This is a genomic window from Dokdonella koreensis DS-123, assembly GCF_001632775.1.
Taxonomy (GTDB): domain Bacteria; phylum Pseudomonadota; class Gammaproteobacteria; order Xanthomonadales; family Rhodanobacteraceae; genus Dokdonella; species Dokdonella koreensis.
The window spans coordinates 2750275-2773873 of sequence record NZ_CP015249.1 but is presented as its reverse complement, the minus strand read 5'-3'; the positions used below and the strand labels follow the sequence as shown (position 1 = coordinate 2773873).

Sequence of the window (23599 nt, the reverse complement as noted above, 5' to 3'; positions counted from 1 at the left end):
CGTCGCAGTCGGTCGGCTGCCGGCCGCGGCAGAAGGTCCGGTCGATCGTGCCGGGTTGCGCGCGCCTCGTGGCCCGCTGGACGGCCTGCGCGGAAGCGAGAACGCGTGCTAGACGCGGTAGCCGCGATGGATCGCGACGATGCCGGCCGACAGGTTGCGCACGTCCACGCAGGCGAAGCCGGCCGCCTCCATCATCGCCTTGAGCGTGGCCTGGTCCGGATGGCGGCGGATCGATTCGGCGAGATAGCGGTAGCTGGCCTCGTCGCCGGCGATCAGTTGGCCGATCCGCGGCAGGACCTGGAACGAATGGAAGTCGTACAGCGGCTTGAGCGCCTCGACCTGCACGGCCGAGAACTCCAGCACCAGCGCGCGACCGCCGACCTTGAGCACACGGTGGATCTCGGCCAGCGCGTTCTCCTTGCGCGTGACGTTGCGCAGGCCGAAGGCCATCGTCACGCAGTCGAAGCTGGCGTCGGGGAACGGCAGGGCTTCGGCGTCGAGCTGGGCGTACGCCAGGCCGCCGACCTTGCCGCGGTCGGTCAGGCGGTCGCGGCCCACGCGCAGCATGTCGCCGTTGATGTCGCCGACGACGACCCGGCCTTCGGGGCCGACCTTCGGCAGCAGCAGGGCGGCGATGTCGCCGGTGCCGCCGGCCAGGTCCAGCACCGCATCGCCGGGGCGCACGCCGCTGGTGGCGACGAAATGGCGCTTCCAGAGCCGGTGCAGGCCGAACGACATCAGGTCGTTCATCAGGTCGTAGCGGCGGGCGACCGAGGTGAACACCTCGCCGACCAGACGGGCCTTGTCGCCCTCGGGCACGTCGCGGTAGCCGAAATGGGTGGTGCCGTGGGTTTCGCTCATCGCGCCATGCTACCCGAAACCGGTGCCGGACTCGTCCGCATGCGGCGGCGCGGGACGCCGGCGGAACGGCCGCTGCGCGCTTGACAGCCCGGCGTCGATCGGATCAACTCGGCCCATGTTTGCACGCCGCACCATCACGACGACGACCACCACTACCCGCCCGGTGCGGTCGGTCGTCGCGCGCGCATAGCGTTCCAGCAACGGCCCCCGCACCTCGACGAGGATGCGGGTTCGGCCCTTCTCCTCGGTGACGTTCGGGGTTTCCTTCCGGAGGCCCGATGAGTCCGCACGTCAACCTGTCCGCACCGCTCGCCGCCGCCCGCCACATCGGGACGCGCGGCATCCCGGCCGGCACCCGCACCGTCGCCCACAAGTTCGGCGGCTCTTCGCTGGCCGATGCCGGGTGCTACCGCGGCGTTGCCGCGATCCTGCGCGACCAGGCCGAGGACCGGCAGATCGCCGTGGTCTCGGCGATGCAGGGCGTGACCGACGCGCTGATCGCGCTGGCCCAGGACGCGGCCTCCGGCACGGGCGACTGGCGCGCCGCGGCCGGCAGCTTGCGCGAGCGTCACCTCGCCGTGGCCGGCGACCTGCTCGGCGGCCAGGCAGGTCCGACGCAGGCGTGGCTCGACGCCAGCCATGCCGGCCTGGCGGACCTGCTGCAGGCACTGGCGGTGCTCGGTTTTCCGGCGCGCGAGGCGCTGGAGCGCATCCAGGGCCTGGGCGAGGTCTGGTCGGCGCGGCTGCTGTCGGCGCTGCTCGTGGCGCAGGGTGCCGAATGCGCGATGCTCGACGCCCGCGAGGTGCTGACGGTGCGTCACGGTGAACTCGGCGTCGCCGTGGACTGGGACGACAGCGCCCGGCGCCTGGCCGATTGGCGCGACGGCCACCCGCAGGCGCGCGTGATCGCGACCGGCTTCGTCGCGCGCGACGCCGACGGCCGCCCGACGGTCCTCGGCCGCAACGGCAGCGACTATTCCGGCGCGATCTTCGCCGCGCTGTTCGGCGCCTGCGAACTCAACATCTGGACCGACGTCGACGGCGTGCTGTCCGCCGATCCGCGCCTGGTGCCCGAGGCGGTGCCATTGGCGGCGATGTCCTACGAGGAGGCCTGCGAGCTGGCCTACTTCGGCGCCAAGGTGATCCATCCGCAGACGATGCTGCCGGCGATGGCGCTCGGCCTGCCGATCCGCATCCGCAACACCTTCCGGCCGAACCATCCGGGCACCTGCATCGGTGCGGCCGAAACCCCGCCGATGCCGGTCAAGGGCCTCTCGCTGGCCGACAACCTGGCCCTGGTCAATGTCGAGGGTGCCGGCATGATCGGCGTGCCGGGTACGGCCGAGCGGGTGTTCGCCGCGCTGCGCAGCGCCGGCGTCTCGGTCGTGATGATCTCGCAGGGATCCTCGGAGCATTCGATCTGCTGCGTGGTCCGTGCCGGCGACGTCGAGCGTGCCCGCAGCGGCCTGGCGGCGGCGTTCGCCGCGGAGCTGGCGGACGGCCAGATCCAGGACATCGCGGTGACCGCCGGCATCAGCGTGCTGGCCGCGGTCGGCGACGGCATGGCCGGCATGCCGGGCGTGGCGGCACGCCTGTTCGCTTCGCTCGGCCGTGCGCGCGTCAATGTGCGCGCGATCGCGCAGGGCGCCTCGGAGCGGAACATCTCGGTCGCGCTGGCCGGCGCCGATGCCGCGCGTGCGCTGCGCGCCGCGCATGCCGGCTTCTGGCTGTCCCCGCAGGCGCTGTCGGTGGGGCTGATCGGGCCCGGCAACGTCGGGCGCGCGCTGATCGAGCAGATCCGCGAGGCCGCGCCGCGGCTGCAGCGCGATACCCGCCTGGACCTGCGCGTCCGCGCGATCGCCGGCAGCCGGCAGCTGTGGACCGACGAGCGCGGCGAGCTGCCGGCCGACTGGCAGCGCCGCGTGGCGGCCGGCGGCGAGGCGGCGGACCTGGACCGCTTCGCCGCTCACGTCCACGCCCCGCACCTGCCGCATGCCGTCATCGTCGACTGCAGCGCGAGCGCCGCGGTGGCGGCGCGCTACCCGGACTGGCTGGCCGCCGGCATCCATGTCGTCACGCCGAACAAGCAGGCGGGGGCCGGGCCGCTGGCGCTGTACCGCGCGATCCGCGCGGCGGCCGAGGCCGGTGGCGCGCGCTGGCGCTACGAGGCGACCGTCGGCGCCGGCCTGCCGGTGATCCAGACCCTGCGCGACCTGCTCGACACCGGCGACGAACTGGTCGCCGTCGAAGGCATCCTGTCCGGCACGCTGGCGTGGCTGTTCAACCGCTACGACGGCAGCCAGCCGTTCTCGGCGCTGGTCGCCGAGGCGCATGCGCTCGGCTACACCGAGCCCGATCCGCGCGACGACCTGTCGGGCCTGGACGTCGCGCGCAAGCTGGTGATCCTCGCCCGCGAAGCCGGCCAGGCGCTGGAGCTGGCCGACGTCGCCGTCGAGAGCCTGGTGCCGGCGGCGGTGCGCGACCTGCCGCGCGAGGCGGTGCCGGCGGCGCTGGCCGCGATCGACGAGGACATCGCGCGGCGCCATGCGCGGGCGCGCGCCGCGGGCAAGGTGCTGCGCTACGTCGCCCGCCTGGACCGGTCCGGTGCGCGGGTCGGCCTGGTCGAGGTGGCCGGCGACCAGGCGTTCGCGCACCTGCGCCTGACCGACAACATCGTCCAGTACACCACGCGCCGCTATGCCAGCAATCCGCTGATCGTGCAGGGGCCGGGTGCCGGCCCGGACGTGACGGCAGCCGGTGTGTTCGCCGACCTGCTGCGGCTGGGCGCTGCGCTCGGCGCCCGGCTGTGAGGCCCGCAATGGACGGCATCGTCGCTTTCGCGCCGGCCAGTGTCGGCAACGTCGCGGTCGGCTTCGACATCCTCGGCCACAGCATCGCCGGTCCCGGCGACCGCGCCCGCGTGCGCCGCATCGATGAACCGGTCGTGCGCATCGCCGCGATCCGCGGCATCGTCGACACCCTGCCGCAGGATCCACGGCACAACACCGCCGGCCGCGCGCTGATCGCGCTGCGTGCCGCACTGGACCTGCCGTACGGCTTCGAGGTCGAGCTCGACAAGGGCATCGCGCTGGGATCGGGGATGGGCGGCTCGGCTGCCTCGTGCGTGGCCGCGCTGCTCGCCGCCAACGAATGGCTGGACCCGCCGCTGCCGGTGGACGCGCTCTATCCGTTCGCGCTGGAAGGCGAAGCGGCCGCGAGCGGTGGCCGCCACGGCGACAACATCGGACCGATGCTGATCGGCGGCCTGGTATTGGCGACGGCGGACCGGCTGGTCCCGGTGCCGGTGCCGCCGCAGTGGCATGCGGCCGTGGTCCATCCCGACGCGGTGCTGGAGACGCGCCGGGCCCGCGCGGCGCTGCACGGCGACTATGCGCTCGACGACTTCGTGCGCCAGAGCGGCAACCTCGCGCTGGTGCTGGCCGGTTGCTGGCGCGGCGATGCCGCACTGGTGCGCGCGGGCCTGCGCGACGTGCTGGTGGAGCCGCGCCGCGCGCCGCTGATCGTCGGCTTCGCCGCCGTCAAGCAGGCCGCGCTCGACGCCGGGGCGATGGGGGCGAGCATCTCCGGCGCCGGCCCCAGCGTGTTCGGCTGGTTCGAGGACCGCGCGGCCGCCGAGGCCGGCGCCCGGGCGATGCAGGCGGCGTTCGCGCACGCGGGGTTGGACAGCCGCTGCCACGTGTCGCCGATCGCCGGCCCGGCCGCGGGCATCATCAGGCCCGACGAACGGGAGGCATCGCGATGAACTACCGATCGACCCGCGGCCAGGTGCCGGACACCGGCCTCGCCGCGGCGCTGCGGGCCGGCCTGGCGGCGGACGGCGGCCTGTACGTGCCGGCGGCGTTGCCGGTCCTCGGCACAGCCGACTTCGCCGGCCTCACCGACCTGCCGGCAATCGCCGAGCGATTGCTGCGGCCGTTCTTCGCCGACGACGCGCTGGCGGCGGCGCTGCCGGCGATCTGTCGCGAGGCCTTCGATTTCCCGGCGCCGCTCGTGCCGTTCGGCGACGGCAGCAGCCAGCTCCTGGAGCTGTTCCACGGTCCGACCGCGGCCTTCAAGGATTTCGGTGCGCGTTTCCTGGCGGCCTGCCTGGCGCGGCTGCCGGCACCGGCGGCGGCACCGCTGACGATCCTGGTGGCGACCTCCGGCGACACCGGCGCGGCCGTCGCCGCGGCGTTCCATCGGCGGCCCGGTTTCCGTGTCGTCATCCTGTATCCGGACGGGCGCGTCTCGCCGCGCCAGGCCCATCAGCTCGGCTGCTTCGGCGACAACGTCCTCGCGCTGCGCGTGGCCGGCAGCTTCGACGACTGCCAGTGGCTGGTGAAGCAGGCGCTGGCCGATCGCGACCTGCAGGCGCGCGTACCGCTGTCCTCGGCCAACAGCATCAGCCTCGGCCGGCTGCTGCCGCAGATGAGCTACTACGCGGTGGCGGCGCTCGCGCAGGCGCGCGCCTCGGGCGGGGCACTGGACCTGATCGTACCGACCGGCAACCTCGGCAATGCACTTGCGGCGCTGCTGGCGCGCGCGATCGGGTTGCCGATCGGCCGTGTCGCGCTGGCCAGCAATGCCAACCGCGTGCTGCCCGATTTCTTCGCCGGCGCGCCCTATGCGCCGCGTGCCAGCGTGGCGACGCTCGCCAATGCGATGGACGTCGGTGCGCCGAGCAATTTCGAGCGGCTGTGCTGGCTGTATCCGGACGTAGCGCGCCTGCGCGCGGCGGTCACGGCCGAGGCGGTGGACGATGCGACGATCCGCGCGACGATCCGCACGGTGGCCGAACGCCACGGTCACGTGCTGTGCCCGCATACCGCCTGCGCCGCTGCCGTGCTCGGGCGCCTGCGCGAGGCCGGCGATCGCGGGCAGTGGACCGTTGTCGCCACGGCGCATCCGGCCAAGTTCGAGATGGTCGTGGAGCCGCTGGTCGGTCGCAGGGTCGAGCCGCCGCCGGCGCTGGCCGCCTTGCTCGGGCGCGTGGCGACGGCCGAGCCGCTGCCGGCCGATGCGGCGGCGCTGCGGGCACGCCTGCTGCGCTAGCCCGCTTCGACGGCCCGGAAAAGAAAAAGGCCGGATGGCGAACCATCCGGCCAAAATCAGTATGACGGCGGGGGAGGGAGGATGCCGTCTTACTGTTCCACGCAAAAACGGTGGCGCGGCGCCTTACTTGGCGACGGCCTTCTTGACGCGCTTGACGAGCTCTTCGCTGGACTTCTCGAACTGACCCTTGACCGCGTTGACCTGCTGGGCCAGCACTTCGTTGGTCGACTCGATCTTTTCCTTGGCGAGCGTACCGAGCGCCTCGTTGGTCTTGACCGCGACATCGAACACTTCGAGGCTGGTCGCGTAGGCCTTCTCGGCCGACTGCTTGGCGAGGGCGAAGCCCTTCGGCCACAGCGTGCGCGCGCTCTCGAAATCGCGGATCTCGCCGAACGAGTTCAGGAACTCGACGGTGGCGTTGACCTGGCTCTCGAATGCCTGCAGCTCGATGTCGGCGATACGCTCCAGACCGGCCAGGGCCAGACTCTGGGCCTTCAGGGCGGCATCGGCCTGGGTCTTGCCGAACGCCAGGAACTGCGAACTGACTTGCTCGAACGTGGACATGGTTTCACCTGGATCCATGAGGAATGTAGGGCGACTCTAGCAAAGGTTTTTGTGCGTTGCAACATTTTCGTGGCATGGACGCGCCACGCTGCCGTGCGGTTGCCTTTCGTTCAGAAAAAAACCGCAACTGGCCGGTTTGCGGTGCTTTTTTAGCGAAATCGGCGGCGGCGGGGATTTTGGGGGCTGTGGTGCCTGGCCGCGGAACGGCTAGTCGGCGTGACGCGGCTGGTGCGTCGCAGTATCGTGGCCGAGCAGTGCGGCGCGCGGCTCCGGATCGGCGGCTTCGCCGAACCATACGCGGGTCAGGCTGCGGTTGAAGTCGATGCCGACCAGGCGGCTGACCGGCCGGTCGTTGATGCGCACGGTCATGCCGGCATCGGGAAGATACGAGAACGTCCAGCGGTCGCCGTGGCGGGCCGCCGGCAGCTGCGCGATCCAGTGCTCGGCGCGGGTCTCGATCCGGCCGAACGTATCCTCGTCGCCGGCCGCTTCGCGCAATGCCTGGCGCCAGTACGCGCGCATCTCGCCCGCGGCCAGCTCGGTCGGCTGCCAGATGATCTCGACCTGGTAGGCGGTCAGCGCATCGGCGACCTCGGCGGTCTGCCGCACCGACGGCGACAGGTACAACGCAGCGCGGTAGTACGGCTGGAAGTAGTGCTGGAAGGTCGCCTTGCCGACGCGTCGCCAGGCCTGCTGGCTGCCCGGCATCGGGATCTGGGCGGCGAATTCGTCGGCATCCGCCGGCTGGGCGGCCACCGGCTGCAGGGCGCCGACCAGGCCGAGGGCCAGGCACCAGGACAGCCAGCGGAGGCTTGCGCGCCGGTGCACCGTTTCAGCGTGCATCGGGGCCGGCGTAGCTGCATCCGGAGGTGCAGGTCTCGTGGACGACCACGCGTGCGAGCTGCGGCAGGTGCGGCACCAGCGCCTCCCACAGCCAGCGTGCGAGGTTCTCGCTGGTCGGGTTCTCGAGGCCGGGAATGTCGTTGAGCAGGCGGTGGTCGATGCGGTCGTGGATCGGCGCGAACGCGGCCTTGAGGTCGGCGAAGTCCATGACCCAGCCGGCGTGCGGGTCGACCGGCCCGCTGACGTGGATCTCGATACGGAACGAGTGCCCGTGCAGGCGCGCGCACTTGTGCCCGGCGGGCACGTTCGGCAGCCGATGGGCCGCCTCGACCTGGAAAATCTTGAAAATGTCCACAAAAGCCCTGGTGCCGGCGTGCCGGCCACGTTAACGGAAATCAACGGTCGAAGCGACCGCGGGACGGGCGTTCAGGACGCGGCGTCGCGGTCGCCGCCCAGCGCGGTTCCGGCCGGCACCGCGCGCCCGCGGCCGGCACGATGGGCCCTGAACGCATGCAGGCGTGCACGGCGCAGCCGCGCGCGACGGCGGAAGTACCAGGCCACCGCGATCGCCGCCGCCGCCAGCGCCAGCAGCACGCCGACCTTGCTGCGCTCCAGCCAGAGCAGCAGCCATTCGTGGTTCTCGGCACCGTAGAAGCCCAGGTACACCCAGATCGGCACGCTGATGAGGGCGGCGAGGCCGTCCAGCAGCACGAAGCGCAGGAACGAGACGCGCCGCGTCATGCCGGCGGTCAGGTAGATCGGCGAGCGCAGGCCCGGCAGGAAGCGGGCGACGAACATCAGCCGGTTGCCGTACTGCGCGAACTTGACCTGGACCTGGGCATAGCGCTTGGGCGTCAGCAGGTAGCGCACCCAGCGCACGCGCAGTGCGCGTTCACCGAAGACCCGGCCGATCGTGAACATGATCGCGTCGCCGAGCAGGACGCCGGCCAGGCCGACGGCGCACATGACGTGGACGTCGGCATAGCCGAGGCCGGCGATGATGCCGCCGGCCACCAGCGTGATGTCCTCGGGGATCGGCACGCCGAAGCCGCAGATCAGCAGCACGATGAAGACGGCCAGATAGCCGTTCTGGGTGAAGAAGCTGACGAGGAGGTCGAGAATGTCCATCGGAAAACAGATTCGGTTCGCATGCGGCCCTTGCGGGCACGCCATCCGGGCAGGCCCGCCTCGGCGGCGCCGCATTCGACAAAGCCGGAGTCTAGCAGGCCGTCGGTAACGGTTTGGCTTCGTGCCGGGCGTGAACGGAACCTGACGCGCCGGCCGCGGTGCGGGAACGGCACCGGCGGCGCGCGACGGACGCCGGCTCCGGGACGACCGCGCGCCCGGGTGGCGCCGGTAGAATGCCCCCATGCACCTGGGACCCTACACGCTCTCGCCGGCGATCGCGCTGGCGCCGATGGCCGGCGTCACCGACAAGCCGTTCCGCCAGCTCTGCAAGCGGCTCGGGGCCGGGCTGGCCGTGTCGGAGATGACCAGCGCCGATCCGCGGCTGTGGATGACGCGCAAGTCGCTCCGGCGCATGGACCATCTCGGCGAGCCCGACCCGGTCAGCGTGCAGATCGCCGGCCACGATCCGGCGATGCTGGCCGAGGCGGCACGCTACAACGTCGACCACGGCGCGCAGATCATCGACATCAACATGGGCTGCCCGGCCAAGAAGGTCTGCAACGTCTACGCCGGCTCGGCGCTGCTGCAGGACGAGGCGCTGGTCGGGCGCATCCTGACGGCGGTGTGCCGCGCGGTCGAGGTGCCGGTGACGCTCAAGATGCGCACCGGCTGGAACCGCGAGAACCGCAACGGCGTGACGGTCGCCCGCATCGCCGAGGACTGCGGCATCCAGGCCCTGGCCGTGCACGGCCGCACGCGGGCGGACCTCTACAACGGCGAGGCCGAGTACGCGACGATCGCGGCGATCAAGGCGGCGGTCGCCTTGCCGGTCCTGGCCAACGGCGACATCGACGCGCCGGACAAGGCGCGCGAGGTGCTCGACCGCACCGGTGCCGACGGCGTGATGATCGGGCGTGCCGCCCAGGGGCGGCCCTGGATATTCCGCGAGATCGGGCACTACTTCGCGACCGGCCAGCGGTTGCCGCCACCGGGACCGGCCGACGTGCGCGACATCCTGATCGGTCACCTGGAGGCGCTCTACGCGTTCTACGGCGAAGGGCCGGGCGTGCGCATCGCGCGCAAGCACCTGGGCTGGTACGCGCGCGACCGGCCCGAGAACGCCGCATTCCGCGAGGTGGTCAATCGCGCCGAGACCGCAAGCGCGCAGATGCAGCTGACGCGCGACTACTTCGATGCGTTGGCCGCCGGCGTCGCACCGGTGCTGTCGGCGGCGGCGTGAGCGCAGGGCGTCCTTGGGATTCCCGGACAAGCCGGGCCGCAAGGTCGCCGCTGCGTGCCCGGGCAGTGTCGTCGCTCGGGCGCCGGTCGACGCCCGCCTGCATGGATTGAACTTGGCAGGAGCGGGACGGCCCGTCCGCGGCGGGATGCCGGGGCCTGGAGCGTGTTATGGACGTTGAGATGAGATGCGTTGAGCCGCCGCGTCGTCCCGGCAAGGCGCCCGTCGCGGCCTTGGGTGGTGCCCAAGGCAAGGCGGGCAACGCGGTCGGGGCGGCGCGGCGGCTCAACCCTTCGGGAAGGCCCCTGGCGCGGCGCCCGGCGGCGTTGCAGCCCTTGGCCAGACGGCCAGTCTGACCGGTGGGCTGCGCCTTGCTGGATCACCGCGCCAGGGGCCTTCGCACTCAACTCAAAGTCCATAACACGCTCTAGGCTTCGCGCCGCAGCCGGATCGCCTCGGCGACCTTGCCGCGCTCCGCCTCGACCTCGGCCGGGGCGATGGCCGGTCCGGTCGCGATCGTCTCGCCGTCGAGCGTCAGCCGGAGCTCGCTGAGGCCGTCGGCGCGCGTGGCTGCGACGGTGTCCAGGCCCTCCAGTGCATCGATGCGCCGGCGCAACGCGATCGCCGCCGGCTTGCCGCCGAGATCGCCGGTCAGGAACTGGCCACGCCGGGAGTAGGCGATCGTCAGCGAAAAGTCCTGCGCGGCCGGTCCCTTGATGCCGAGCGGGACCGGCGTGTCCTCGCCGCCGCCGGCTTCGGGCGTGCGTGCCACCGGCGGCGCCTTGCCGGGGGTGGTCGCGGCGAGGCGGAAATCGCTGAGCCCGACCGCATCGCGCAGGTGCGCGACGAACGGCGCGGCGACCGCACGCGCCTTGTCGGCGCCGTGCCGCAGGATGTCCTCCAGCGTGTCGGGGCGCGCGATCAGCGTGTCGTAGCGCTCGCGCATCGGCGCGATCTCGCTCTCGACGCGCTCGAACAGGATGCGCTTGGCCTCGCCCCAGGCCAGGCCGCCGGTCAGCGCCGCGTGCAGCGCCTGTGCTTCGCCGGCCGAGGCGAAGGCGCGGTAGATCGCGAACAGGTGCGAACCGTCCGGATTCTTCGGCTCGCCGGGCGCGCGCGAGTCGGTGACGATCCGCGCGATCGATTCGCGCAGGTGCCGGACGCCGCCCTCGAACAGCGGGATCGTGTTGTCGTAGCTCTTGGACATCTTGCGGCCGTCGAGGCCGGGCAGGGTGGCGACGCTTTCGTCGATCACCGCCTCGGGCAGCACGAACGGCTCGCGATCGCTGCCGCTGGCGGCGCGGTAGGCGGCACCGTGCAGGTGGTTGAAGCGCTGCGCGATGTCGCGCGCCATCTCGATGTGCTGGATCTGGTCGCGGCCGACCGGGACCCGGTGCGCGTTGAATGCGAGGATGTCGGCGGCCATCAGCACCGGATACATGTAGAGGCCGGCGGTGACGCCGGCGTCGGCGTCCTCGCCACCCGCCAGGTTCTGGTCGACCGCGGCCTTGTAGGCATGCGCGCGGTTGAGCAGTCCCTTGGCGGTCACGCAGGTCAGCAGCCAGGTCAGCTCCGGGATCTCGCGGATGTCCGACTGCCGGTAGAAGACGACGCGGTCCGCGTCCAGCCCGCAGGCGAGCCAGGTGGCCGCGATCTCCAGCCGCGAGCGCCGCACGCGCTGCGGGTCGTCGCACTTGATCAGCGCGTGATAGTCGGCCAGGAAGAAGAACGACTCCACCGCGTCCTGCCGGCTGGCGTCGATCGCCGGCCGGATCGCGCCGACGTAGTTGCCCAGGTGCGGCGTGCCGGAGGTGGTGATGCCGGTGAGGACGCGCCGGCCTGTGCCCATGTCGGTCCGGTCCACCGTCAGCGCAGCTCGCAGAAGCAATGGGCGAACATGCCGAAGCGGCGTCCGCGCAGCGAATCGAGCACGGTCGCGGCCTGCCGCATTTCCTGCGCCGGCAGCAGCGCGGCCGGCCAGTGCAGGCCGGTCTGGCTGGCGATGCCGGCCAGCGCCTGGCTGCTGCTGAGGCTGAGGGCGAGGCGGTCCCAGGCCGACAGCGGCCTCTCGACGTAGCTCACCTGGACGTTCGGCGGCAGGCCGGCGCGCGCGGCGGCGGCGGCGATCGCCTCGTCGAGGCCGCCGAGCTTGTCGACCAGGCCGCGCTCGAGCGCCTGGTTGCCGGTCCAGACGTGCCCCTGGGCGACGGCGTCGATCTGCTCGGGGGTGCGGTTGCGTGCCTCGGCGACGCGGCCGATGAACTGCTGGTAGCCGCGCCCGATGACGCTGGTCAGGATCGACTCGACCTGCGGCGACAGCGGCTGGCGGATGTCGAAGGCGCCGGCCAGCGGCGTGGTGCCGATGCCGTCGGTGTGGATGCCGATCTTGGCCAGCGTATCGGGAATGCGCGGGAACAGGCCGAAGATGCCGATCGAGCCGGTGATCGTCGTCGGCTGGGCGAAGATCTCGTCGGCATTCATCGAGATCCAGTAGCCGCCACTGGCGGCGTAGTCGCCCATCGAGACGACGACCGGCTTGCCGGCCGCGCGGGTCTGCTCGATCTCGCGGCGGATCATTTCCGAGGCGACCGAATCGCCGCCGGGCGAGCTCACGCGCAGCACGAGCGCCTTGACGGTCTCGTCCTCGCGCGCGCCGCGGATCAGCTGCGCGGTCGAGCTGCCGCCGATCGAGCCCTGCGGCTGGTTGCCGGGCAGGATCGTGCCTTCGGCGACGATGACGGCGAGCTTCTCCGACGCCGGCAGCTCCGGCGGCAGCTGGCCGTAGTACTGCTGCCAGTCGACCTGGCGGAAGCTGTCGCCTTCGGCCGGTACACCCTGCTCGCGCAGCCACTGGCGCGCCTCGGCACGCGTCGCGATGCGGTCGACCAGCTTCTGGTCCAGCGCCAGGGCGGCCAGGTCGCCCTGGTGGGCGGCGAGGCGCTCGTCGTAGCGGGCGATGTCGTCCTCGAGGCGGGCCGGATCGATCTTGCGCAGCGTGGCGACCTCGGTCACGTATTCGCGCCACAGGTCGCCCATCCATTCGCGGTCGGCGCGCTTGGCCGCCTCGGAGGCCTGGTTCAGCACGAACGGCTCGGCCGCCGACTTGTACTCGCCGACCTTGATCAGGTGGACCGTCACGCCGAGCTTGTCGAGCGCGTCCTTGAAGTAGCTCTGGTAGCTCGCGAAGCCGGTCAGCACGACGCCGCCTTCCGGGTCGAGCAGGATCTGGTCCGAATGCGCGGCCAGGAAGAACTGGCCCTGGCCCAGGTCGTTGGCGATGGTCGTGACCGGCTTGCCGGCCTGGCGGAAGCGGTCCAGCGCCTGGCCGACCTCGCGCAGCGTGGAAGGGCCGGCCGCGGTCAGGTTGTCGGGGATCAGCACGATGCGCCCGATGCGCGCGTCGCGCGCGGCTGCATCGATGGTGCGCAGGATGTCGCGCAGCTGGATCTCCTTGCGCTCCGAGCCGGTCAGCTTGTCGAGCGCGCGCTCGGTGGCGGCGGTGCTGTACTGCTCGACGATCGCGCCTTCCAGGTCGAGCACCAGGGCGGTCTGCTGCTGCAGGGCGGGGCGCGACTGGAAGATCGCCGCCAGCACGAACACGAGGATGGCCAGGAAGACCAGGTTCAGCACCAGGCGCCGGGCGAAGTTCAGCGTGTTCCAGATGCCGATGATGAAGCGCAGCAGCGGGCCGCGGCGGGTGTCAGCCATGAGGGTCTTCCTTATGCGGACCGCCAGTGTCCGCCAGCAATGGTGAAGGTGAAGCGCGGCGGCGCACGGTACGCCGTCGCGGAAAAGCGTAGCTCAATACCACCGGCCGCGCATGCGGCGGTGGTCATTGTGCCCGATGCCCTATGGCATCCGTCGGGGTCGCTACTTGACCACGCGCAGCCGCGCGCGGCGATCCTGCGGCTCGGGTGCGGGCGCGTCCGGCTCGGGCTCGGGCGGCTGCGCGTCCTCGGCCGGGAACATCATGCCCTGGCCGTTCTCCTGGGCGTAGATCGCCAGGACCGCCGTCATCGGCACGTCCACGACCTGGCTGACGCCGTTGAAGCGCGCCAGGAAGTGGATGGCCTCGTTGCCGAGTTCGAGCTTGTTGACGGCACGCGCGGCGATGTTGAGGACGACCTTGCCGTCTTTGGCGCTGCCGGGCGGTACCCGGACGCCCGGATGGGCGGCGTCGACCAGCAGGTAGGGGGACAGGCCGTTGTCGCTGATCCATTCGTGCAACGCCCGCAGGAGGTACGGGCGGTTCGACGTCATCGCCGGTGTTTCGGTCATTTTTCCATCTCGTGCAGCCCGCGCTCCTCGGGCATCAGGCTGCGCATGTAGGCCGGGTTGCGGAAGATCCGTTCGCCGTAGTCCAGGACGATCTGGCCCTCGCGCGGCAGGTCCACACCGAGCGAGGACAGCCGCCACACCAGCGGTGCCAGCGCGCAGTCGGCCAGGCTCATTTCGGGGCTCAGGAAGAACTTGGAGGCCTTGAACGCCTGGATGTTCTTGACCAGCTCGTCGCGCAGCGCCTTGCGCGCGGTGTCGGCGCCGCGCCCGCCTTCCTCGATCTGGTCGACCAGGGTCAGCCAGTCGTTCTCGATGCGGACGATCGACATGCGCAGCCGCGCGCGCGAGAGCGGGTCGACCGGCATCAGCGGCGGGTGCGGGTAGCGCTCGTCCAGGTACTCGCAGATGACGTTGGTGTCGTAGAGGACCAGGTCGCGATCGACCAGGGTCGGTACCGAGTTGTAGGGATTGAGGTCGATCAGGTCTTCGGGCGGGTCGTCCAGGTCGACCGGTACCAGGTCGTAGCTGACGCCCTTGGCCGCGAGCACCAGCCGGACCCGATGGCAATGGACACAGTCGCGGGCCGAATACAGGGTTAGAACGGTTCTCGAACGCTGACTCAAGGCCATGCTTTTGACCCCTCCCTCCCGCCGTGCGGACGGAACGATTCCGTCCGTGGGCGGTGTTTTGAATGCCCCTGCGAGCCGTGCCGGACCCGGGCGGGAGCGGGCTCCCGGCCCCGGGACTCAGGCCGTCACGGCTTGGATGTCGGCGGACAATCTACTACGCAGGTGGCGCTGCGCATAGGGATGGGGGGCGGTGGTTCAGTGAACGTCCTTCCAGTACTCCTGCTTGAGCAGCCAGGCCAGGAACGTGAAAAACGCCAGGAACAGGATCACCCAGACGCCGATGGCGTGGCGCTGGAGCGCGGCCGGCTCGGCGGCGTAGCGCAGGAAGTTGCTGATGTCGCGGGCGACCGTGTCGAACTCGGCCGGGCTCAGCGTGCCGGGCTGGTGCAGCTCGAACCGCTCGAAGGCCGGATCGCCACCGTCGACGCCGGGCTTGAACACGGCGGTCTGGATGCCCTGCAGTTCCCACAGCGGGTTGGGCATCGAGGCGTTCGGGAAGGTCGTGTTGTTCCAGCCCAGCGGCCGGCTCGGGTCGAGGTAGAAGGACTTGAGATAGGTGTAGATCCAGTCCGGGCCGCCGGCCTTGGCGCGGGCGACCAGCGACAGGTCCGGCGCGGCCTTGCCGAACCAGGCGTCGCCGTCCTTCGGGTTCATCGAGGGCGGCACCTGCTCGCCGAACTTGGCGGTGGAGAAGTTGAGGTTCTGCATGACCTGTTCTTCGGTCAGGCCCAGGTCCTCGGCGATGCGCGAATAGCGCATCAGCTTCAGCGAATGGCAGCCGGAGCAGTAGTTGAAGAACAGCTTGGCGCCGTTCTGCAGCGACCCCTGGTCGGACAGGCTGGTATTGGAGGCCTGCAAGGCACCGCCACCGGCGGCCATCGCTGCAGGTGCCAGCACGGCCGCCAGGCCGAGGACGAAACCAACGATCGAACGTCGCGTCTGCTGCATGATCGTCTCAGTCATGGGTGGTCACCCGGTCCGGTACCGGCTTGGTCTTCTCCCAGCCGAAGTAGGTGTACGCCCACAGGAAAATGAAGAACCCGAAGTAGAGGACGGTCAGGACGCGGCCGATGACCGTCTCGACCGGATCGGTGCCCGGGCCGGCGCCGATCTTGCCGAGCCAGACGAAGCAGATGCCGAGCACGAACAGCGCCGCCCGGAAGCCGGTGCCGCGGTAGCGCCAGGACTTGACCTTGCCGCGGTCGAGCCACGGCAGGAAGAACAGGACGATGATCGCGCCGAACATCGTCAGCACGCCCAGCAGCTTGTCGGGCACCACGCGCAACATCGCGTAGAACGGCGTGTAGTACCACACCGGCTTGATGTGCTCGGGCGTCACCAGGCGGTTGGCCTCGACGAAGTTGTCGTGTTCGAGGAACCAGCCGCCGACGGTGGGCTCGAAGAACAGGATGAACGCGCAGGCCAGCAGGAAGAAGCCGGTGTAGAAGGTGTCCTTGACCGTGAAGTACGGATGGAACGGGATGCCGTCGGCCGGAGCCTTGTCCGACCAGCGGTTGCCCTTGGGCCCCTTCTTGATCTCCACGCCGTCGGGGTTGTTCGAGCCGACCTCGTGCAGCGCGAAGATGTGCAGCACCACCAGCAGCAGCAGGACCAGCGGCAGCGCGATGACGTGCAGCGCGAAGAAGCGGTTCAAGGTGGCGTCGGAGGGCAGGTAGTCGCCCATGATCCACTCGGTCAGCGCACCGCCGACGTAGGGGATCGCGCCGAACAGCGAGATGATGACCTTGGCGCCCCAGAACGACATCTGGCCCCACGGCAGCACGTAGCCGAGGAAGGCCTCGGCCATCAGCACCAGGTAGATCAGCATGCCGAGCACCCAGACCAGCTCGCGCGGGCGCTTGTACGAGCCGTACATGACGCCGCGGAACATATGGATGTAGACGACGATGAAGAACGCCGACGCACCGGTGGAGTGCATGTAGCGGATCAGCCAGCCCCACTCGACGTCGCGCATGATGTACTCGACCGAGTTGAACGCTTCCGCGGCGCTCGGCTTGAAGTGCATCGTGAGGAAGATGCCGGTGACGATCTGGTTGATCAGCACCACCATCGACAGCACGCCGAAGATGTACCAGATGTTGAAGTTCTTCGGAGCGTAGTACTCCGTCATGTGCTTGCGGTAGAACGGGCCGAACGACGGTGCGCGCTCGTTGAACCAGTCCTGCAGGCCGGTGCCGGCGCGGGTCAGGAAGTTGGCCATCATGCCGCCCCTTCGGCGTTGACGCCGATCATGATGTGGTTGTCGTCGATGAACGAGTACGGCGGGACGACGAGGTTGGTCGGCGCCGGCACGCCCTGGTAGACGCGGCCGGCCATGTCGAAGCGCGACTTGTGGCACGGGCAGAAGAAGCCGCCCTTCCAGTCGGCGTCGAACGGCTCGGGCTTGAGCTCGGCGTGCAGCTGCGGCGCGCAGCCCAGGTGCGTGCACAGGCCGACCAGGACCAGGACCTCGGGCTTCATCGAGCGGTACTCGTTCTGCGCGAAGGCCGGCTGCTGGTCGGTGTTGGTCGACTTGGGGTCGCGCAGGCGGGCGTCCTGGCCGGGCAGGGCGTCGAGCTGGGCCTTGGTGCGCCGGATGATCCACACCGGCTGGCCGCGCCACTCGACGATCACCATCTGCCCTTCTTCGAGCTTGCTGATGTCCGCCTCGATCGGGGCGCCGGCGGTCTTCGCCCGGGCACTGGGTTCCCACGATTTGATGAAAGGCACAGCCGCCACGACGATCCCTGCACCACCGACGACGGTCGTCGCCGCGGTCAGGAATCGGCGGCGGCCCTTGTCTACGCCGTCAGTCGCCATCCGGTACTCCGCAATAGCTCGCATTCAAACAGTGCACGCCGGCACCGACGCCCCGCTCAGGGCCGGCATCCGGCAGCTGGCTATGCACCCAATCCTGCCGCGCCTTCTCCGCAAGTTCGCGCCTCCGACGGGGCATCGGAATGCCCTTCGGAACCCGCCCGGGAGCGGATGCGCGCCGGTTAGGGCGGCCCTCAAAATCGTGTTAGTTTAGCGAAGCACCCCAACCCGCACAATCAAGACGGACGCGTCGCCGGCGGAACGCGCGCCGCTTTCGCTCCCGATCGCTCCCATGCGCAGCAGCAGCCTCCGCCTCCTCGCGTTCCTCGGGCGCTTCGCCGTCCTCGGCCTCGCGCTCGCGTTCGTCTTCAGCCTGGTCTCGCCGGCGCTGGTCGAGCGCCTGCGCGACGCGTTCTCGCGCGCCCCGGCCGCCACCGCGCCGGCAGCGGCGGGCGCTGCGACCAATGGCCGCAGCCGCGGCCCGGTCTCCTACGCCGATGCGGTCAGCCGCGCCTCCCCGGCCGTGGTCAACATCTACGCCAACAAGATCACGCCGTACCGGCAGCTGCAGCCGCGCGTCGTGCTCGATCCGCTGACCCAGCGCCTGCTCGGCACCTATTCGATGGGGCCGCTGATGCAGCGGCGCGACCAGAGCCTGGGCTCGGGCGTCATCTTCAGCACCGACGGCTACGTCCTGACCAACAACCACGTCATCAGCGGCGCCGACGACATCCAGGTGCTGCTCGACGACGATCGCGTCGCCAAGGCGCGCGTGATCGGCACGGACGCCGAGACGGACCTGGCCGTGCTCAAGATCGACGTCGGCAACCTGCCGGCGATCGCCGTCGCCGACGGTGCCGAAGCCAGTGTCGGCGACGTCGTGCTGGCGATCGGCAATCCGGTCGGCATCGGCAAGACCGTGACGATGGGCATCGTCAGTGGCACCGGCCGCCAGCTGCGCCTGTCCTCGTACGAGGACTTCATCCAGACCGATGCGGCGATCAACGCCGGCAACTCCGGCGGTGCCCTGGTCAATGCGCTCGGCGAGCTGATCGGCATCAATACCGCGATGTACCCGCGCACGCCGACCCGCGACGGCCGCGGCAGCGTGACGCCCGGTGCCGAAGGCATCGGCTTCGCGATCCCGGTGGCCACCGCACGCAACGTCCTGGACCAGATCGTCCGCCACGGCGTCGTCGTGCGCGGCTGGCTCGGTGTCGACTACGCCGACATCCCGATCGCCAACGGCGCATCGGTGGCGCGCCCCGGCGCGGTCGTGCTCAACGTCTACCCGAACGGCCCGGCCGCGGCCGCCGGGATCCGGGCCGGCGACCTCCTGCTCAAGCTGGACGGCCGGGACATCGTCGACCAGACCGACCTGCTCAACCGCGAGGCCGCGCTGGCGCCCGGCACCCGGGTGAAGCTGGAGTGCCTGCGCGGCGGCCGTCCGATGACGTTCGAACTCGCCCTGGCGCAGCGGCCGACGCCGGGGACCACCGGCACCTAGGGGCGAACTTCGCCGCGACGCGCGTCCGGGCCGGCACCAGGACCGTCGTCCTCGCGCTCGTCGGCGACGACCCGGTTGCGGCCACGCTGCTTGGCCCGGTAGAGCCGGCGGTCGGCCAGCGCCAGCAACTGGCGCGCGCCCAGCGATGGCTCCCACTGGGCCAGGCCGATGCTGGCCGTGCAGCGCAGCGTCCGGCCACCGGAGCCCTCCAGCGGTGACTGCGCGATCCGCTCGCGCAGCGACTCGACGCTGTGCAGCGCCGCCGCCGGCGAGCAGCCGACCAGCGCGATCAGGAACTCCTCGCCGCCGTGGCGCGCCGCGAAGCCGTCCGCGCCCAGGTGCTCGACCAGCAGGGCGGCGACCTGGCGCAGCACCGCGTCGCCCGCGTCGTGGCCGTACTCGTCGTTGATGCGCTTGAAGCGATCGACGTCGAGCAGGCCGATGCAGAAGGGTTCGCCGCTGCCGGCGGCGCGCTCGATCGTGCGGGCCAGGAAGGCATCGCCGGCCCGGCGGTTGGGCAGGCCGGTCAGCGGATCGTGCAGGGCCTGGTGGGCCAGCCGCTCGAGCAGGTCTTCGCGCTCGCGATTGGCCTGTTCGAGCGCGGCGTTCTTCGCGCTCAGCTCGGCCGTCCGCTCCTCGACGAGCTGGCTGAGCCGGGCCTGGCGCCGGTGCAGGGCGGCCGAGCGCAGCCGGTAGAGCCCGTCGACCAGCACGGCGCCGGCCAGCACCACGAGCGCGACGAACCAGGCGCTGCGCCAGAACGGCGCGGCGACCTGGATCGCCATGCGGGCGCCGGGCGCGTCCGCGATCGCGGCCCAGTCGGCCGGCGCGCGGGCGGCCTGGACCTCGAACACGAACCGGCCGGGCGGCAGGTTGGTGTAGACCGCCTCGGTGTCCTTCCCGGCGTCGACCCAGCCGGCGTCGAAGCCGGTCATGCGGTACCGGTAGCGGATGTCGTCCGGCGCCCGGAAGCGCAGGCCGGCATAGCCGATCGCGATGCGCCGCGTGCGCGCGTCGAAGGCCGGCGCCGCCTGCAGCGGGATCTCCGTGCCGTCCGCCGTCAGGCGCTCGAACGCGACCGGCACGGCGGCGTCGGGCGAGGTGCCGAGCAGGGCCGGATCGATCACGGCGACGCCGGCGGCGGTCGGGAACCAGAGTGTGCCGTCGTCCATCAGGCCGCCGGCCGGCGTGCTGCCGCCGTTGGCCTGGCTGCTGGGCATGCCGTCGGTGCGGTCGATCACCTCGACCGGCAACTGCGCGATGCGGCCGGCGTCGAGGTCGGCGAAGGTGCTGCGCGCGATGCGGAAGATGCCGTGGTTGCTCGACAGCCACAGGTGGCCGCGGCCATCGTCGAGCACCCGGAACACGGTGTCGCGCGGCAGCCCGCGCGTATGGTCGTAGACCGTGAAGCGCCCGTCGCGCAGGCGCAGCAGGCCGGCGTCGCTGGCGATCCACACGCCGCCGTCGGCGTCGTCGAGGAAATCGAAGCTGCCGGTGGCGGGGAAGGTCTCGCGCGCGCGCCAGCTGTCCAGCCGGCCGTCGGCGCGGCGCGCGGCGATGCCGGCCGAGGTGCCGATCCACAGCGTCCCGTCGGCTGCCTTGTGCAGCACGCGCACGAAGTCGGCCGGCAGGCCGTCGGCGACGCGGTAGGTGCGGATCTCGCCGCCGCGCCAGTGCGTGAGCCCGCCGGTCGTGCCGATCCACACGCTGCCGTCGTCGTCTTCGAGGATCGTGCGGACGTGGTTGGACGGCAGGCCGTGCGAGCGGTCGATCCGGTCCGGCAGCGTCGTGGCGGCGGCCTCGCCGCGGCGGTGCACGACGCCCTGGTCGTAGGTGCCGACCCACAGGCCGCCATCGCTCGCCGGTGCCAGGGCCAGCACCGAGACGGGCGCCGCATCGCCGAGCCGGACCCGCTCGATCCGGCCCTCCCGCCAGCGCGCCAGCCCATCGGCGTCGCCGACCCACACCGTCCCGTCGGCGGCCTGCAGCACCGCGCGGACGTAGCGGTCGCCGAGCCCGCGCGCCGGTCCGTCGGCGATCCGGAACAGGCCGGTCGCGGTGCCGACCCAGAGCAGGCCTTCGCGGTCCTGCATCAGGGCGGCGGTGCCGCGATTGACCAGCGAAACACGCGGATCGATGCGCTCGGTGCGTCCACGGTACAGCCGCAGCACGCCGCTGGCGGCCGTCGACAGCCAGAGCGCACCGTCGTCGCCCTCCACCAGCGTTTCCACGCGCGCATCGACCAGGCGCTCGGCCGCCACGCCGGGAGCCAGCCGCCAGGCGCCGCTGTCACCGCCGGCGTAGACCGCGCCGTCCGTGGCCCGGACCAGCTGGCGTACCGGCGCCAGCGGCAGCCCGGCGACGCGCTCGGCCGATGTGACGCGGGCGCCCGGCAGGCGGAACAGCCCGCGGTCGGTGCCGGCGAGCAGGCCGCCGTCCGCCTCTGGCAGCACGCAGAACACGTGCCGGCCGTCGAGCGGCGAGTCGGCGGGCGGCGCATGCAGGCGCAGGTCGCGGTCGAGGCGGTACAGGGAGTCCTCGGTGCCGACCCACAGGTCGTCGCCGCTGCGCAGCAGGGTGGTGACGCGCAGGGTGGCCGCCGCGCCGTCGCCGAGCGGCTCCCAGTGCGTGCCGTCGTAGCGGAACACCCCGTTCTGCGCGGTGCCGAACAGCATCGCGTCGTCGTGGTCGCGCACGATGCTGCGCACGCCGGTCAGGCGGATCCCGGGCAGGGTGTAGCCGTCGAGCGGGGTGAAGCTGCGCCCGTTGAAGCGGGCCGCGCCTTCCCAGGTGCCGACCCAGATGAAGCCCTCGGCGTCCTGGGCGATGCCGAGGATCAGGTTGTGCGGCAGCCCGTCGTCCATCGTCCAGCCGGTGACGGTGTAGGCGTCGACCGCCCGTGCCGGGTCCAGCCCCAGGGCCGGCCGGCCGGCGAGCAGCAGCACGGCCCAGAGCATCAGGAGAACGTAGCGCATCGTCGCTGGGGCCGGGCGATGGTCTCGAAAGGAAGGCGCGTCCAATCCGGCGCGGGGGCGGCGGCGTGGCATCGATGCCGGATGCACGATTCGGGCCATGGTGAGTCCCGCACCCGGTCGCCGCGCAGTGTAGCCGGCCCGTGTCCGCCGCGCGCCGGCCGGCGCCCCTGCGACGCGGTGCCGCACGGCGGCCCGCAGCATCCCGGCGGCCGCTTGATCGACGTCAAGAGGCCGCCGTGCCGTCCGGCGGAGACTCCTCCCGCCCGCAACGAGGGGATGGCAATGCAATCGGTTGAAACCTACAACGACACGGTCGTCCGCCAGTTCACGATCGCCACCGTGGTCTGGGGCATCGTCGGCATGGCGGTGGGCCTGTTCATCGCCGCCCAGCTCGCCTGGCCGGCGCTGAACTTCGACGTGGCCTGGCTCAGCTACGGGCGGCTGCGTCCGCTGCACACCAACGCGGTGATCTTCGCCTTCGGCGGCTGCGGCCTGTTCGCGACCGCCTACTACGTGGTCCAGCGCACCTGCCACGTACGCCTGTTCTGCGGCTGGCTGGCCGCCTTCACGTTCTGGGGCTGGCAGCTCGTCATCGTGCTGGCCGCGGTCACCCTGCCGCTCGGCCTCACGCAGGGCAAGGAATACGCCGAGCTGATCTGGCCGATCGACGTGCTGATCGCGCTGGTCTGGATCGCCTACGCGGTCGTCTTCTTCGGCACGATCGCCAAGCGCCGGGTCAAGCACATCTACGTCGCCAACTGGTTCTTCGGCGCCTTCATCCTGGCCGTGGCGGTGCTGCACATCGTCAACAGCCTGGCCATTCCGGTCAGCTGGACCGAGTCCTACCCGGTCTACGCCGGCGCGGTCGACGCGATGGTGCAGTGGTGGTACGGCCACAACGCGGTCGGCTTCTTCCTGACCGCCGGCTTCCTCGGGATCATGTACTACTACGTGCCCAAGCAGGCGCAGCGGCCGGTGTACTCCTACCGTCTGTCGGTGGTGCACTTCTGGGCGCTGATCTCGGTCTACATGTGGGCCGGCCCGCACCACCTGCACTACACGGCGCTGCCGGACTGGGCGCAGTCGCTGGGCATGGTGTTCTCGCTGATCCTGCTGGCCCCGAGCTGGGGCGGCATGATCAACGGCATGATGACGCTGTCGGGCGCGTGGCACAAACTGCGCACCGATCCGATCCTCAAGTTCATGATCGTCTCGCTGTCGTTCTACGGCATGTCGACCTTCGAAGGGCCGATGATGTCGATCAAGACGGTCAACGCGCTCTCGCACTACACCGACTGGACGATCGGCCACGTACACGCCGGCGCGCTCGGCTGGGTCGCCTTCATCACGATTGGTGCGGTCTACAGCATGCTGCCGCGGCTCTACGGGCGCGAGCGCATGCATTCGATCCGGGCGATCGACGCGCACTTCTGGATCGCCACCATCGGCATCGTCCTGTACATCGCCGCGATGTGGATCGCCGGCGTCATGCAGGGCCTGATGTGGCGCGCGACCAACCCCGACGGGACGCTGACCTATACGTTCATCGAGTCGGTGCGCCAGACCTATCCGTACTACGTCACCCGCTTCGTCGGCGGCCTGATGTTCCTGGCCGGCATGGTGCTGATGGCCTGGAACGTCTGGCGGACGGTCGTGCCGCTGCGCGAACCGCCGGCGATCCGCGTCCCCGCACCGGCGCACGCGTGAG

General features: G+C 71.0%; 20 protein-coding genes. 6 read left to right on the top strand and 14 right to left on the bottom strand.

Annotated features, from left to right (window positions below; translation table 11 throughout):
* Positions 1–108: 108 nt before the first annotated feature.
* Both ubiE and I596_RS11250 read right to left on the bottom strand, forming a co-directional pair.
* A complete protein-coding gene (gene ubiE / locus I596_RS11255; protein WP_067647816.1) occupies positions 109–861 on the bottom strand; it encodes a bifunctional demethylmenaquinone methyltransferase/2-methoxy-6-polyprenyl-1,4-benzoquinol methylase UbiE in 753 nt (250 codons plus the stop codon).
* Positions 862–870: 9 nt separating this feature from the next.
* Entirely contained in the window at positions 871–1062 is a 192-nt protein-coding gene (locus tag I596_RS11250) for a hypothetical protein (protein ID WP_067647813.1), read from the bottom strand.
* Positions 1063–1139: 77 nt separating this feature from the next.
* Here I596_RS11250 and thrA point away from each other — a divergent pair, with 77 nt between their 5' ends.
* From thrA to thrC, 3 genes are read left to right on the top strand one after another with little or no spacing between them, the layout of a single operon-like run.
* Complete coding sequence (thrA, locus tag I596_RS11245; protein ID WP_083965528.1) at positions 1140–3671, top strand: bifunctional aspartate kinase/homoserine dehydrogenase I; 2532 nt, start codon at positions 1140–1142, stop codon at positions 3669–3671.
* 8 nt (positions 3672–3679) lie between these two features.
* Entirely contained in the window at positions 3680–4624 is a 945-nt protein-coding gene (locus I596_RS11240) for a homoserine kinase (protein ID WP_067647810.1), read from the top strand.
* The gene (gene thrC, locus I596_RS11235) at positions 4621–5913 is read left to right on the top strand and encodes a threonine synthase (protein WP_067647808.1); all 1293 of its coding nucleotides are present in this window, start codon (positions 4621–4623) and stop codon (positions 5911–5913) included. Before I596_RS11240 ends, thrC begins: the two co-directional genes overlap by 4 nt.
* A 123-nt stretch (positions 5914–6036) precedes the next feature.
* Here the strand turns inward: thrC and I596_RS11230 are convergent, their stop codons facing one another.
* The 4 genes from I596_RS11230 to I596_RS11215 form a co-directional block, all read right to left on the bottom strand.
* A complete protein-coding gene (locus I596_RS11230) occupies positions 6037–6477 on the bottom strand; it encodes a phasin family protein (protein WP_067647806.1) in 441 nt (146 codons plus the stop codon).
* Between the two features lie 207 nt (positions 6478–6684).
* The gene (locus tag I596_RS11225; RefSeq protein WP_067647804.1) at positions 6685–7320 is read right to left on the bottom strand and encodes a chalcone isomerase family protein; all 636 of its coding nucleotides are present in this window, start codon (positions 7318–7320) and stop codon (positions 6685–6687) included.
* Positions 7310–7675, bottom strand: a complete 366-nt coding sequence (queD, locus tag I596_RS11220; protein WP_067647801.1) for a 6-carboxytetrahydropterin synthase QueD — start codon at positions 7673–7675, stop codon at positions 7310–7312. Before queD ends, I596_RS11225 begins: the two co-directional genes overlap by 11 nt.
* Positions 7676–7746: 71 nt before the next feature.
* The gene (locus I596_RS11215; RefSeq protein ID WP_067647798.1) at positions 7747–8448 is read right to left on the bottom strand and encodes a DedA family protein; all 702 of its coding nucleotides are present in this window, start codon (positions 8446–8448) and stop codon (positions 7747–7749) included.
* 241 nt (positions 8449–8689) lie between these two features.
* Between I596_RS11215 and dusB the strand changes: the two genes are divergently transcribed.
* Entirely contained in the window at positions 8690–9688 is a 999-nt protein-coding gene (gene dusB, locus I596_RS11210; protein ID WP_067647795.1) for a tRNA dihydrouridine synthase DusB, read from the top strand.
* A 424-nt stretch (positions 9689–10112) separates the two neighbouring features.
* On the opposite strand, the gene I596_RS11205 is transcribed toward dusB, so the two are convergent.
* The 7 genes from I596_RS11205 to petA form a co-directional block, all read right to left on the bottom strand.
* A complete protein-coding gene (locus tag I596_RS11205; RefSeq protein ID WP_067651823.1) occupies positions 10113–11534 on the bottom strand; it encodes a tryptophan--tRNA ligase in 1422 nt (473 codons plus the stop codon).
* A 17-nt stretch (positions 11535–11551) separates the two neighbouring features.
* Positions 11552–13393, bottom strand: a complete 1842-nt coding sequence (gene sppA, locus I596_RS11200) for a signal peptide peptidase SppA (protein ID WP_067647792.1) — start codon at positions 13391–13393, stop codon at positions 11552–11554.
* A gap of 162 nt (positions 13394–13555) precedes the next feature.
* Positions 13556–13963 carry a ClpXP protease specificity-enhancing factor gene (locus tag I596_RS11195; protein WP_067647789.1) on the bottom strand — a complete coding sequence of 136 codons (408 nt, stop codon included), beginning with the start codon at positions 13961–13963 and terminating at the stop codon, positions 13556–13558.
* The gene (locus tag I596_RS11190; protein ID WP_067647786.1) at positions 13960–14592 is read right to left on the bottom strand and encodes a glutathione S-transferase N-terminal domain-containing protein; all 633 of its coding nucleotides are present in this window, start codon (positions 14590–14592) and stop codon (positions 13960–13962) included. The genes I596_RS11195 and I596_RS11190 overlap by 4 nt, the downstream gene beginning before the upstream one ends.
* 195 nt (positions 14593–14787) lie before the next feature.
* Positions 14788–15555 (bottom strand): cytochrome c1, encoded by a 768-nt coding sequence (locus I596_RS11185; RefSeq protein WP_150132118.1) that lies wholly within the window; start codon positions 15553–15555, stop codon positions 14788–14790.
* The gene (locus I596_RS11180) at positions 15548–16813 is read right to left on the bottom strand and encodes a cytochrome b (RefSeq protein ID WP_067647784.1); all 1266 of its coding nucleotides are present in this window, start codon (positions 16811–16813) and stop codon (positions 15548–15550) included. The genes I596_RS11185 and I596_RS11180 overlap by 8 nt, the downstream gene beginning before the upstream one ends.
* Positions 16813–17412, bottom strand: a complete 600-nt coding sequence (gene petA / locus I596_RS11175; protein WP_067647781.1) for a ubiquinol-cytochrome c reductase iron-sulfur subunit — start codon at positions 17410–17412, stop codon at positions 16813–16815. The genes I596_RS11180 and petA overlap by 1 nt, the downstream gene beginning before the upstream one ends.
* Before the next feature lie 289 nt (positions 17413–17701).
* Here petA and I596_RS11170 point away from each other — a divergent pair, with 289 nt between their 5' ends.
* A complete protein-coding gene (locus I596_RS11170; RefSeq protein ID WP_067647778.1) occupies positions 17702–18916 on the top strand; it encodes a S1C family serine protease in 1215 nt (404 codons plus the stop codon).
* Here I596_RS11170 and I596_RS11165 read toward each other — a convergent pair.
* The gene (locus I596_RS11165; RefSeq protein ID WP_067647776.1) at positions 18913–21891 is read right to left on the bottom strand and encodes a ligand-binding sensor domain-containing diguanylate cyclase; all 2979 of its coding nucleotides are present in this window, start codon (positions 21889–21891) and stop codon (positions 18913–18915) included. The two genes, I596_RS11170 and I596_RS11165, sit on opposite strands and share 4 nt — an antisense overlap.
* 282 nt (positions 21892–22173) lie before the next feature.
* Here I596_RS11165 and ccoN point away from each other — a divergent pair, with 282 nt between their 5' ends.
* Positions 22174–23598: a cytochrome-c oxidase, cbb3-type subunit I gene (gene ccoN, locus I596_RS11160; protein ID WP_067647773.1), complete on the top strand. Its 1425-nt coding sequence runs from the start codon at positions 22174–22176 to the stop codon at positions 23596–23598.
* The last annotated feature ends 1 nt before the right edge of the window (position 23599 follow it).